The 11916-nt window shown below is 68.6% G+C and carries 9 protein-coding genes; 7 read left to right on the top strand and 2 right to left on the bottom strand.

Features of this window, described 5'->3' with window-relative positions; genetic code table 11:
* Nucleotides 1-9 precede the first annotated feature (9 nt).
* The 3 genes from OK17_RS22450 to OK17_RS22440 all read left to right on the top strand — a co-directional run bounded on the left by OK17_RS22450 (nt 10) and on the right by OK17_RS22440 (nt 2421).
* Complete coding sequence (locus OK17_RS22450; protein WP_461418812.1) at nt 10-945, top strand: TAXI family TRAP transporter solute-binding subunit; 936 nt, start codon at nt 10-12, stop codon at nt 943-945.
* 144 nt (nt 946-1089) lie between these two features.
* Nucleotides 1090-1695 (top strand): LGFP repeat-containing protein, encoded by a 606-nt coding sequence (locus tag OK17_RS22445; protein WP_461418811.1) that lies wholly within the window; start codon nt 1090-1092, stop codon nt 1693-1695.
* A gap of 114 nt (nt 1696-1809) precedes the next feature.
* The gene (locus OK17_RS22440; RefSeq protein WP_232717223.1) at nt 1810-2421 is read left to right on the top strand and encodes a TIGR03086 family metal-binding protein; all 612 of its coding nucleotides are present in this window, start codon (nt 1810-1812) and stop codon (nt 2419-2421) included.
* A gap of 107 nt (nt 2422-2528) precedes the next feature.
* On the opposite strand, the gene OK17_RS22435 is transcribed toward OK17_RS22440, so the two are convergent.
* Nucleotides 2529-3251, bottom strand: a complete 723-nt coding sequence (locus OK17_RS22435; protein ID WP_232717221.1) for an aspartate/glutamate racemase family protein — start codon at nt 3249-3251, stop codon at nt 2529-2531.
* 19 nt (nt 3252-3270) lie between these two features.
* Entirely contained in the window at nt 3271-4824 is a 1554-nt protein-coding gene (locus tag OK17_RS22430) for an NCS1 family nucleobase:cation symporter-1 (protein WP_232717220.1), read from the bottom strand.
* A 250-nt stretch (nt 4825-5074) separates the two neighbouring features.
* On the opposite strand from OK17_RS22430, the gene allB reads away from it, so the two are divergent.
* The 4 genes from allB to OK17_RS22410 all read left to right on the top strand — a co-directional run bounded on the left by allB (nt 5075) and on the right by OK17_RS22410 (nt 11762).
* Nucleotides 5075-6469, top strand: coding sequence for an allantoinase AllB (allB, locus tag OK17_RS22425; protein WP_232717218.1), 1395 nt, complete (start codon nt 5075-5077; stop codon nt 6467-6469).
* Between the two features lie 215 nt (nt 6470-6684).
* Nucleotides 6685-9033, top strand: a complete 2349-nt coding sequence (locus tag OK17_RS22420; protein ID WP_461418810.1) for a helicase-associated domain-containing protein — start codon at nt 6685-6687, stop codon at nt 9031-9033.
* An 85-nt stretch (nt 9034-9118) separates the two neighbouring features.
* Entirely contained in the window at nt 9119-10036 is a 918-nt protein-coding gene (locus OK17_RS22415; protein ID WP_461418809.1) for an oxygenase MpaB family protein, read from the top strand.
* Between the two features lie 55 nt (nt 10037-10091).
* Nucleotides 10092-11762, top strand: coding sequence for a DNA repair helicase XPB (locus OK17_RS22410; protein ID WP_461418808.1), 1671 nt, complete (start codon nt 10092-10094; stop codon nt 11760-11762).
* Nucleotides 11763-11916: the final 154 nt, after the last annotated feature.

Below are 11916 nucleotides of genomic sequence, written 5' to 3'. Positions count from 1 at the left end.
GGTGACACCATGTCGCACGCACGCGGGTCGGTCGACCGTCGGACCGTGCTCCGAGGGTGCGGCCTGGGTGCGCTGCTCCTTCTGTCCGCGTGCGGGACCGAGCGCGGCGCGCCGGTCCGACTCGCGGCGGGTGAGACCGGCGGCTTCTTCTGGGAGTTCGCCGGTCTCCTCGCGGCGGCGGCCGACCGGTCGGGCGCACCGCCGATCCGGCCCCGGCAGTCCAACGGCTCCGCCGAGAACCTCGACGCCCTCTCCCAGGGGTCGGCGGAGCTCGCCCTCAGTCTCCGCGACGCCGCCGTGGAACGTGCGGACCCGCAGCTGACAGCTCTCGGGTGCGTATACGAGAACTATTTCCAGGTGGCGGTCCGCGCCGATTCGGGCATCGCGTCGGTCGCCGATCTCCGCGGGCGGGTGGTGAGCGTCGGCGCACCGGGTTCCGGGGCCGCGGAACTCTCCGAGAGGGTTCTCGTCGCGGCGGGGCTCGGGCCCGAGCGCGACATCCGGCCGGTACGCCAGACGATGCGGGAGGCCCGCGCCGCGCTCGCCGCCGGAGAGGCCGACGCGGTCATGTGGGCGGGTGGTCTGCCGACCCCGGCATTCGCCGACCCTCAGGTGCCGATCGCCCTGCTCGACCTCGGCGGGATCGTGCCGGCGCTTCGACAGCGGTACGGACTCGCGTACGAGCCCGTGCGCATCCCGGCCGACATCTACGGCCGACATCCGGCGGTCACCACCGTCGGGGTCGCGAACCTGCTGCTCGCCCGTCGGGACGTGCCCGACGCGACCGCCGCGGCCGTCGTCGACCTACTGCTCGATCAATCGGCCCAGCTCGTACCGGCCCAGGCGATCGGCAGTCAGTTCCTCGACGCCCAGTCGTTGATCGTCACCGGGCCCATCCCCCTGCACCCGGGAGCCGCCGCCGAATACCGCCGTCGGCACGGCTGAATGCCACTCGACCGCGAACAGGGTCGGGCATTCGTCGACGCAGAGCTGGGAGCCCGCCCGCGACCGTGGCCGATAGACTCGTGCGAAATCCGTCCGATTCGGGCGTTGTGGATCGGCTGTACGTCGAGAGTCCGGGAGACATCTATGAAGCAGACGGCTTTCCGTCGCGCCGCGTTAGTTGCCGGATTGTTCGTGATCGCGCTTGCCGCCGCCGGGTGTGGGAGGGCTGAGGCCGACCGCGATTCGTCCATCTCCACCCCCGCGGCCGCCGTTGATGCCGGGGCCGAACCCTCCGGGCTGACGGTGACGGGTGAGGACGACGTGCCGGTGACGCTCACCGGCCCGCTCGCGATCAAGTACGCCTCGGCGACTCAGGCACAACGAGAAGCCCTCGGCCGGCCGCTGACCGGGGACCACAACGCCGGCACTCGCGAGAGCGGCGTCGTGTACCAACAGTTCCGCGGCGGTGTGATCATCGCGAAGAACAGCAACCCCGGAACGCCCGCGTACATCGTCACCTCCGGCAAGATCCGAGACGCGTGGAACACCGAGCGCGCCCCGGACGGCGTCCCGATGCTCCTCGGCACCAACGGCTCGGCCGGACCTCTCGGCATGCCCACCAGCGACGTCACGGTCGACGGTGACCTCGAGGTGGTGACCTTCGAACACGGCGAGATCACCGAGAACACGACGACCGGCGAGGTCACCGTGACGGTCGACGGCAACACCGTGCCATCAGGTCTGAGATAGCCGCTACCCGACGGCTCGAGCGCCGCATCCACAGCCCTGTCGCGCGTCCGATGAGAAATCAAAGGCCGGGTGGTCAGTCCCGGTGAGCACTCAGACACGAGGAGATGGACTCGGATGCCCACCGACACCACCCAAGCGCAACTGATAGCTGCAGCCGCCGATCACATGCTGGCTTTCGCCGCCGCAATCCCCGATTCCGAACTGGACCGTCCGACGCCGTGTCGCGACACGCATCTCGCCGCGCTGCTGGCCCACGTCGACGGACTCTCGCAGGCGTTCGCGGCCGCTGCGCGCAAGGATTTCGGTCCGTTGACGTCGACGCCGCCGGAACCGGCGCAAAGCCGCCTGTCGACGAAGTGGCGAGACGAACTGCAGGGTCACGTGCGTGAACTCGCGGACTCCTGGAACGACACCGCAGCATGGGAGGGCATGACCCAGGCGGGCGGCGTCGAGTTGCCCGCCGAGATCATGGGCCTGGTCGCACTGTCGGAACTGGTTCTGCACGGCTGGGATGTCGCACGCGCTGCGGATATTGCATTCGACGTCCCCGACGAGATCCTGCAGGTCGTGTTCGACTTCCACTACCCACCCCAGCCGCAGGAAGACCGCGACGGCATGTTCGGGCCGGTGGTCGAGGTGCCCGACGACGCACCACTCGTCGACCGACTCGCCGGTCTCACCGGCCGGGACCCGCGGTGGCCGCACGCCATCCGGGAGGACCAGTAGTCGAGTAATTCGATGGCCACCGAATCAGATTGCGTTTTGTCACGGCACCCGGGACAAAACGCAATCGGATCCTCGGGTGCCGGACCGTCGGAACCCCGACCGTCAGCTCAGATCGTGAACGGCCAGCCGGTGACCTTCTTCTCGCGCGGCTTCGCGTAGGTGCGGACCTTCGACGTCGAGAGTCCCATCCGGACAAGACCTTCGGCGATCGTGACCGCGGAACGCACACCGTCGACGATCGGGACGCCGGTCGCGGCGCGGACCTGCTCCTCGAGCTCGGCCATGCCGCCGCATCCGAGGCAGATCACCTCGGCGTGGTCGTCGTGCACCGCCTTCGTGGACTGTTCGACGATCGCCTTGACCGCCCGCTCCGGGTCCGATTCCAGTTCCAGCACACCGAGTCCCGACGCCCGGACCGACGCGCAGCGCTGGTCGAGGCCGGCGAGCTTGAGCCGGTCCTCGATCAGCGGGACCGTCCGGTCCAGCGTCGTCACGACCGAGAACTTGTGTCCCAGGTACATCGCCGTCGACGCCGCGGCCTCGGTGATGTCGACGACCGGGACCTCGAGGAGTTCCTGGAGCCCTTCCCGTCCGTGTTCGCCGTACCCGGCCTGGATGACCGCGTCGTACGGTTCGGGATAGGCGAGGATCGCGTCCATCACCGCGATGGCGGCGAGGTAGGACTCGAAGTTGCCCTCGCACGAGTCGGCACCGAATCGTGGTGTCATGCCGACGATCTCGGTGCCGGGCGAGGCGACCGACCGAGCCGAGTCGGCGATCGCCTCGGTCATCGACTCGGTCGTGTTGACATTGGCGACGAGGATGCGCATCGGATCTACCTCCTGGCGATCAGTGGGTGCTGGCGACGGAGATCGGCTCGCCCGACACCTCGGCGAACGGTCCGCGGCGATCGGCCACCAGCAGGTAGACGACCGCGCCGAGACCGGCACCGATGAACCAGGAGAACTCCGAGACCACTTCGAAGGCCGGGACGAAGGCCATCACCAGGGCGAAGGCCGCCGTCGGGACCAGCGCGACGATGGCCCGCAGGTTCACGCCGTTCCGGTAATGGTAGGCGCCATCAGGTGCCTCGGAGAACAACGCGGGCACATCGATCTTCGAGCGGCGGACGAGCCAGTAGTCGGCCATGACGATGCCGAACAGCGGTCCGAGCAGCGCACCCAGCCCACCCAGGAAGTAGTTGATCACCGCTGGCGAGTTGTACAGGTTCCACGGCAGGATGATCAGTCCGATGATCGCGGTCACGAGTGCCGCGCGGCGGAAGTTCAGGTAGCGCGGGAACAAGTTGGACAGCGCGTAGATGGGCGCGACGAAGTTGGCCATCAGGTTCACCGCGACCGTGAGGATCAGCAGCGCCAGGCAGGCCAGCACCAACAGGAAGGTGTTGGGCACGGTCTGGACGATGTCCGACGGCGACTCGATGACCCGTCCGTCGATCCGGAACTGCGCACCGGCCAGCACGACCACGATGCCGCCGAAGAGCAGCATGTTGAGCGGGATGCCCCAGAAGTTGCCGCGCACGATGGCTTTTCGCGATTCCGCGTTGCGGGTGAAGTCGCAGAAGTTCAGGACGAAGGTGCCGTAGATGGCGACCCACAGGCTCGCGCCGCCGATGATCTTCAGCCACATGTCGACGCCGGTCAGCGAGTCGGGGGTGGTCCACGCGATGGTCCAGTCGGCGTTACTGAGCATCCAGATGGCCAGCGCCACCATGGTGAACAGGATGACCGGGCCGGCGAAAGCCTCGTAGCGGCGGATCATCTCCATGCCGTAGCTGACGATGATCACCTGGATCACCCACAGCGAGACGAAAGAGATCCAGCCCAGAGTCGAGAGGCCGAGGAAGCGGTTGGCGTCCAGATCCTCCGCGCCGGGGAACAACGCGACCAGCATGATCCGGAGGACGACCGACGCGAGGTAGGTCTGGATGCCGAACCAGGCGATCGCCACGCCGCCGCGGATGAGCGCCGGGATCTGCGCGCCGCGGATACCGAACGAGATGCGGCTCATGACCGGGAACGGGACGCCCGTCTTCTCGCCCATGAAGCCGGACAGGTTGAGCAGCAGGAAGAGGAAGACACCGCCGAGCACCAGTGCGGTCAGGATCTGCCAGCCGCCCAATCCGAGGGCGAAGAGCCCGATGGCGAAGGCGTAGTTGCCCAGGCTGTGGACGTCGTTGGCCCACAGCGTGAAGATGTTGTAGCTCTTCCAGCGGCGGCCGACGCGACTCGTGGGCGCCAGGTCGTCGTTGTACAGCTTGGGACTCAATCCGGCCGGGACGGTTCCGGTCACGCCGTGGGTCTCCTCGCCGGCGGACACGCCGGTCGTGGACGTCCTCGGCGTCGCCTCGTCACGCTGGATCGTGGGCGGTTCAGTGCTCATCTCTGCACTTTCGTCGGACGGTCATCTTTGACCGCGCTCCTACACTCGTGGAACTTCCGTGATGTGGAATCGGGGTTCCGCGTTCGTGAAGGTTAGCGCCCTCGTGCGGGGCGTTGTCAATAGCATCGCGAAGCGCTACTCGCGAGTCACCTTTCCGAAATCACGCCCCGACATTCCACGATGAGGAATCTGCTGGGTTAGTCTTCTGGAACGACACCAGGACACGGCGATCAGCAAGGAGTCCCGCCCCATGACCTCAGAAACCGGCGCCCCGGCCCCTCTCTCCGACACCGCCGCGGACTCGACCGTTGCGCCGTTCGACCTGGTCGTGCGTGGTGAACAGACCCTGACGACCGCAGGCATCGTGGCGCGCGAGATCGGTATCCGCGACGGCCGCGTCGTCGCCATCGAACCGCTCGGCAGCGGACTCGTCGGCACCGAGGTCATCGAACTCGCCGACGACCAGGTGATGATCCCCGGTTTGGTGGACACCCACGTCCACGTCAACGAGCCGGGCCGCACCGAATGGGAGGGCTTCGACTCCGCCACCCGTGCGGCCGCCGCCGGTGGCGTGACCACCCTCATCGACATGCCGCTCAACTCGATCCCGCCGACCGTCAACGTCGACGCCCTGGCCGAGAAGCGCGCCGCCGCGCACGGCAAGACGCACATCGACGTGGGCTTCTGGGGTGGCGCCATCCCCGGCAACGAGGACGACCTCCGCGGACTCCACGACGCCGGCGTGTTCGGCTTCAAGTGCTTCCTGCTGCATTCGGGCGTCGACGAGTTCCCGCACCTGACGGCCGACGAGATGGAAGCCGACATGGCCAAGCTCGCCGAGTTCGACTCGCTGATGATCGTCCACGCCGAGGACTCCCGCGCCATCGACCACGCCCCGTCGCCCGAGGGTGACGAGTACGCACGCTTCCTCGCCTCTCGTCCGCGCGGCGCCGAGAACCTGGCGATCGCCGAGGTCATCGAGCGCGCACGCTGGACCGGCGTCCGCGCCCACGTGCTGCACCTGTCGTCGTCGGACGCGCTGCCGATGCTGGCCAGCGCGAAGAAGGACGGCGTGAAGATCACGGTCGAGACCTGCCCGCACTACCTCACCCTGCTGGCCGAAGAGGTCCCCAACGGCGCGACCGCCTTCAAGTGCTGCCCGCCCATCCGCGAGGCCGGCAACCGTGAGTTGCTCTGGGAGGGACTGCTCGACGGCACGATCGACTGCATCGTCTCCGACCACTCCCCCTCGACCATCGACCTCAAGGACCCCGAGAACGGCGACTTCGGCGTCGCCTGGGGCGGGGTGGCCTCGCTGCAGCTCGGACTGTCGCTCATCTGGTCGGAGGCCAAGAAGCGCGGCATCGGCCTGCCGCAGGTCATCGAGTGGATGGCATCGAGGCCCGCCGATCTCGCCGGCCTGCCGTCCAAGGGCCGCATCGCCCTCGGCTGCGACGCCGACTTCGCGATCTTCGAGCCGGAGTCCGCACAGATCGTCGACGTCAACCGTCTGCACCACAAGAACGCGATCAGCCCTTACGACGGCCGCGCCCTCGCCGGCGTGGTCAAGGGCACCTGGGTTCGCGGCCAGAAGGTGGACTTCGAGACCGCCCGCGGCCGGATGCTCCGTCGCGGCGACGTCTGAGGGCTGCTGTGTAATCAGGCCCCCGCTGCCGGCTGCGTGAGGCTGCTGCCCTGCGATACGAGGCCCCCACTGCTGGTTGAGTGAGGCTGCTGCCGTGCGGTACGAGGCCCCCACTGCTGGTTGAGTAGGCCCGAGGCGCAAGCCGAGGGCCGTATCGAAGCCAACCCATCTGCACCCGGAGTAGCGATGTCGCACCGCCCGGTAAAGTCGATCGAATGAGTTCGGATGACCAGCACGCCGGCCTGGCCGAGGAGTTGGCCGCGCGTTCCGACGACGAGCTCACCGAGCTGCTGATCGAACGACCCGACCTCGCCTCCCCCACCCCGCAGGGCACGCGTGTGCTGGCGCAGCGTGCGCTGTCCGCGGCGTCGCTGGCGCTGGCCGGCGAGGATCTCGACGTGCTGGCGGTCGCCGTCCTCGAACAGGCGATCGCGCTGGGCAGCCGCAAGACCACGAAGTCCAAACGCCCGTCGGTCACCAAGATCGTCAAGTCGCTGTCCGGCCGGGCAGCCGCCGAGGACGTCCGTGCCCGGATCGAACTCCTTCGACGCCGCGCGATCCTGTGGGGCGACAAGACCTCCCTCTGCGCGGGCGAGCACGTCGACTCCGCGATGCCGTGGCGGTCACCGCATCTCACCGGTCCGCTGGCGGGTCGGAGCGGCGAGGAGATCGCGGCGATGGTCGCCGACCTCGACGAGCGACCGAAGGAACTCTTGGAGACCCTGGCCCGCGGTCCGGCCCTGGGCCGCAGCCGCGACGCCGATCCCGACGCCGACCCGAGCACCCCGGTCGCACAACTGATCTCGTCGGGCCTGCTGGCCCGCGTCGACAATCAGACCGTTGAACTCCCGCCCATGGTCGGCGCGGTGATCCGCGACGAACCGGCCTGGCACACCGACGATCTCAATCCCCCTCCGCTGCACGAGGCCGGCCTCAAGCCGCGATTCCCGGCCAAGGCGGTCGACGCCGCGGCGGGTGGCGAGGCACTCGAACTCATCCGCCACCTCACCTCGCTGCTCAACATCCTCGGCGCCACCCCCGCCGCCGTCCTGCGGTCGGGGGCGCTCGGCGTCCGCGAACTCCGGCGATTGTCGAAGCTCTCCGGCATCGAGACGCAGCGCGTCGCGTTCCTGATCGAGCTCGCCGGTTACCTACGGATCATCGACGCCGGTTTCCCGGAACCGCCGCCGCCCAACGACTCCGGCGAGCAGTCCTTCGCGCCGACCTCCACCGCGGACACCTGGTTGCACCAGCCGCGGGAGCGTCAGTGGCTGTCGCTGGCCGACGCCTGGCTGCACATGCCCCGGCGCGTCTGGCAGGTCGGTGACCCCGACCGCGACGGCAACGCGATGGCCACCCTGTCCGCCGATCTCCACGACGCCTATGCGCCGATCCAGCGGCAACTCATCCTCTCGACGCTGGCCCACGCCGACCCCGCGGTCCCGGTGACACCCGACGCAGTACTGGCGAACCTGCACTGGCACCGTCCCCGCCAGATGCGGCGCTTCAGCCGGCGCCTCGTCGCCGAAACCCTGCGTGAGGCACGTGAAATCGGGCTCGTCGCCCACGACGCGCTGACCACCGTCGGCCGGGCGTACACCGTCGAGCCGCCGGCCGATGCCGATCCCGCCGACGCCGACGCAGCGGTGCTGGCCGCGATGCGCGCCGTGCTGCCCGAGCCGGTGGACCACTTCCTCACCCAGGCCGACCTCACCCTCACCGTGCCGGGCCCGATGACACCGGAACTCGCCGAACAGGTCGAACTCGTCGCCGACCTCGAGTCGGGCGGCGCCGCATCGGTGTACCGGATCACCCCGGAGAGCGTTCGGCGCGCGCTCGACGCCGGCCGCAGCAGCAACGAGTTGCTGTCGATGTTCACCACGCATTCGAGAACGCCGGTGCCGCAGTCACTTTCGTACCTCATCGAGGATGTCGCCCGGAAGCACGGACAGCTCCGCGTCGGCGTGGCGTCGGCGTTCATCCGCTGCGAGGACCCGACGGTCCTCGCCGCGGTGCTGCGCAGTCCGGCCGCCGAACCGCTCGCGCTGCGTGCACTCGCCCCGACCGTGGCGATCTCGCCGTCGGAGGTTCGCGAGGTCATCGACCAGCTGCGCGCCGCGGGATTCGCGCCGGCAGGCGAGGATTCGACGGGCGCCGTCGTCGACCTCCGCGAACGCGGCAGCCGAGTCACCGTGTCGCGGGCCCGGCGGCAGGCCCAGCCGCGTCGCAGCGCGCCGTCGGAGGAACAGCTCCGGTCGGTGGTCGGCCGCATCCGCTCGACCGACCGCGCCGCCGCGGCCACCCCGGTCCGCAGCACCTCGGCGTCGACACCGGTACGCGCCTCCGGCAGCGGCGAATCGGCGACCGCACTCATCCAGCTCGCACTGCGCGCCAAGCGCCGGCTCCGCGTCGGCTACGTCGACGCTCAGGGATCGGCCAGCCGCCACGTCGTGACCCCGAAGGTCCTCGGTGCGGGGCAGCTGGTCGCCGTCGAGGAGGGCAGCGACACCGAGCAGCGGTTCTCGCTCCACCGGCTGACCAGCGTCGAACTCCTCGACGCCTGACCACCGCGTTGACACGACCTGTGACATTCGTCTCAGGATCTTGCTAGGCTCGCGAGTACTCAGTGCCGAGGAAAGCTGGCCCGTCATGACCGCTGTACGCGCCGACGCCACCGCCGCCGTGCCCGACACCTACCAGCACGATCTCGTGCCGCGCATCAAACCACCGTCACGACGCCGCCGCGTGAAACGTCCCGCCGACCTCGTCACCGTCGTCGGCCCGACGCTGTCGGTCGCGAACGTGATCATGCAGCTGTCCAACCCGAAGGTCGGGTACGGCGTGTACGAGAGCCGCGTCCCGCGGGGCAACGCCATCAAACGCCCGATCAAGCGTGCCCGCACCACCGGCACCTACCTGGCCGTCGCGCTGATGGGCAGCGACTCCGACAGGGAGTACATCCACAACTGCGTCGGCCGCGTGCACGACCAGGTCTATTCGACCGAGACCAGCCCCGTCCGTTACAGCGCCAACGACTCGCGCCTGCAGCTGTGGGTCGCGGTGTGCCTGCTCAAGTACTTCATCGACCAGTACGAGCTGATCCACGGACCCCTCTCCGACGCCGAACGGCAGATGGTCCTCACCGAGGCACATCCGCTCGGCACCGCGCTCAACGTCCCCCGCGACAGGTGGCCGGCCACCTACGACGAACTCCTCGCCTACTGGAACAGCCAGCTCGCCGAACTACGGATCGACGAGCCGGTGCGGCAGGAACTGCAGAGCCTCGCCGACCTCTCGTTCCTCGAGTTCCGCGCCGGCGTGGTCGGAACCATCGCCCACAAGACGCTGGGCGGTTTCCTCACCTACGCCATCAACGCCGGACTCCCACCGGAGTTCCGGTCGATGATGGGCTGGACGTGGACCGCGGACGACGCCCGCCGCTACCAGGCACTTCTCTCCGCACTGCGCGTCGTCGACCCGGTGGTGGCGCCCATGCTCCGCGGTGTTTTCCGGCTGAACATCGTCGACCTGCGGGTGCGCCGTCGGCTCGGCATCCCCGTGTTCTGACCCACAAAGAGGCCCGTCGCTGACAATCACTGCTCCTATCTGGACAATGGAGCGGGTGACCGATGGACCCCTGATCGTGCAATCCGACAAGACCCTGCTGCTCGAGGTCGACCACCCCGATGCTCAGGCGGCTCGTCAGGCGATCGCACCCTTTGCCGAACTCGAACGTGCCCCCGAGCACGTCCACACCTACCGGGTCACCCCGCTCGCGCTGTGGAACGCCCGCGCCGCCGGTCACGACGCCGAACAGGTCGTCGACGCGCTGGTCACCTACTCGCGCTACGCCGTCCCCCAGCCGCTGCTGATGGACGTCGTCGACACGATGGGCCGCTTCGGCCGGCTGCAGCTGGTCAAGCATCCCGCACACGGACTGACCCTCGTGAGCCTCGACCGTGCTGTCCTGCTCGAGGTGATGCGACACAAGAAGGTCGCCCCGATGCTCGGAGCGCAGCTCGACGACGACACCGTCATCGTGCATCCGTCCGAGCGCGGCCGCCTCAAGCAGGTGCTGCTGAAGGTCGGCTGGCCGGCCGAGGACCTCGCCGGCTACGTCGACGGCGAGGCGCACCCCATCGACCTCGACCAGGGCGACTGGCACCTGCGCGACTACCAGGAGATGGCGGCCGACTCGTTCTGGGCCGGCGGCTCCGGCGTCGTCGTGCTGCCGTGTGGTGCGGGCAAGACGATGGTCGGCGCGGCCGCGATGGCCAAGGCCGGCGCCACCACGCTGATCCTGGTCACCAACACCGTCGCCGGCCGGCAGTGGAAGCGCGAGCTCATCGCGCGCACCACGCTGACCGAGGAGGAGATCGGCGAGTACTCCGGCGAACGCAAGGAGATCCGACCGGTCACCATCGCGACCTATCAGGTGATGACGCGGAAGTCGAAGGGCGAGTACCGGAATCTCGATCTCTTCGACTCACGCGACTGGGGCCTGATCATCTACGACGAGGTGCACCTGTTGCCCGCACCCGTCTTCCGGATGACCGCCGACCTGCAGTCCCGTCGGCGTCTCGGCCTCACCGCGACCCTGGTCCGTGAGGACGGCCGCGAGGGTGACGTCTTCTCCCTCATCGGGCCCAAGCGCTACGACGCCCCGTGGAAGGACATCGAGGCGCAGGGTTGGATCGCGCCGGCCGAGTGCATCGAGGTCCGCGTGACCCTCACCGACGAGGAGCGCCTGCAGTACGCGGTCGCCGAGCCGGAGGAGAAGTACAAGCTCTGCTCCACCGCCCACACCAAGGTCAACGTGGTGAAGGCGATCCTGAACAAACACAAGGGTCAGCAGACGCTGGTCATCGGCGCCTACATCGACCAGCTCGAGGAGCTCGGCCGCGAACTCGACTGCCCGGTCATCCAGGGGTCGACGAAGAACAAGGAGCGCGAGATCCTGTTCGACCGCTTCCGTTCCGGCGAACTCCAGACCCTCGTCGTGTCGAAGGTCGCCAACTTCTCCATCGACCTCCCCGAGGCATCCGTCGCCGTCCAGGTGTCGGGCACCTTCGGTTCACGGCAGGAGGAGGCCCAGCGCCTCGGCCGCCTGCTGCGGCCGAAACACGATGGCGGACAGGCACACTTCTACTCGGTGGTCTCGCGCGACACCCTCGACGCCGACTACGCCGCCCACCGGCAACGCTTCCTCGCCGAACAGGGCTACGCCTACCGCATCACCGACGCCGACGACCTCCTCGGCCCGACCATCGGGGACACCACCTCCGCGGATTGAGCGGGGTCCTCGCCCTGACCTGCTGAAATGCGCCCCCGGAAAGCGCCCTCCAGAGCCAGGCCGGCGACACTATGTCGCCCGGTCGCCTGCACAGGGTGCTTTCCGGGGGCGCTTTTCGGTGGCCGCCGGCCCCCCGCTGGTTGAGTAGGCGAGA

Source organism: Gordonia sp. GN26, assembly GCF_054823965.1.
The sequence above is the reverse complement of the archived record's forward strand: the minus strand, read 5'-3'. Positions and strand labels throughout refer to the sequence as shown.

Bases quoted from the DNA above. Each gene is read 5' to 3' on its own strand.
- OK17_RS22450 (WP_461418812.1), top strand. From the start codon at position 10: ATGTCGCACGCACGCGGGTCGGTCGACCGTCGGACCGTGCTCCGAGGG.
- OK17_RS22445 (WP_461418811.1), top strand. From the start codon at position 1,090: ATGAAGCAGACGGCTTTCCGTCGCGCCGCGTTAGTTGCCGGATTGTTC.
- OK17_RS22440 (WP_232717223.1), top strand. From the start codon at position 1,810: ATGCCCACCGACACCACCCAAGCGCAACTGATAGCTGCAGCCGCCGAT.
- OK17_RS22435 (WP_232717221.1), bottom strand. From the start codon at position 3,251: ATGCGCATCCTCGTCGCCAATGTCAACACGACCGAGTCGATGACCGAG.
- OK17_RS22430 (WP_232717220.1), bottom strand. From the start codon at position 4,824: ATGAGCACTGAACCGCCCACGATCCAGCGTGACGAGGCGACGCCGAGG.
- allB (WP_232717218.1), top strand. From the start codon at position 5,075: ATGACCTCAGAAACCGGCGCCCCGGCCCCTCTCTCCGACACCGCCGCG.
- OK17_RS22420 (WP_461418810.1), top strand. From the start codon at position 6,685: ATGAGTTCGGATGACCAGCACGCCGGCCTGGCCGAGGAGTTGGCCGCG.
- OK17_RS22415 (WP_461418809.1), top strand. From the start codon at position 9,119: ATGACCGCTGTACGCGCCGACGCCACCGCCGCCGTGCCCGACACCTAC.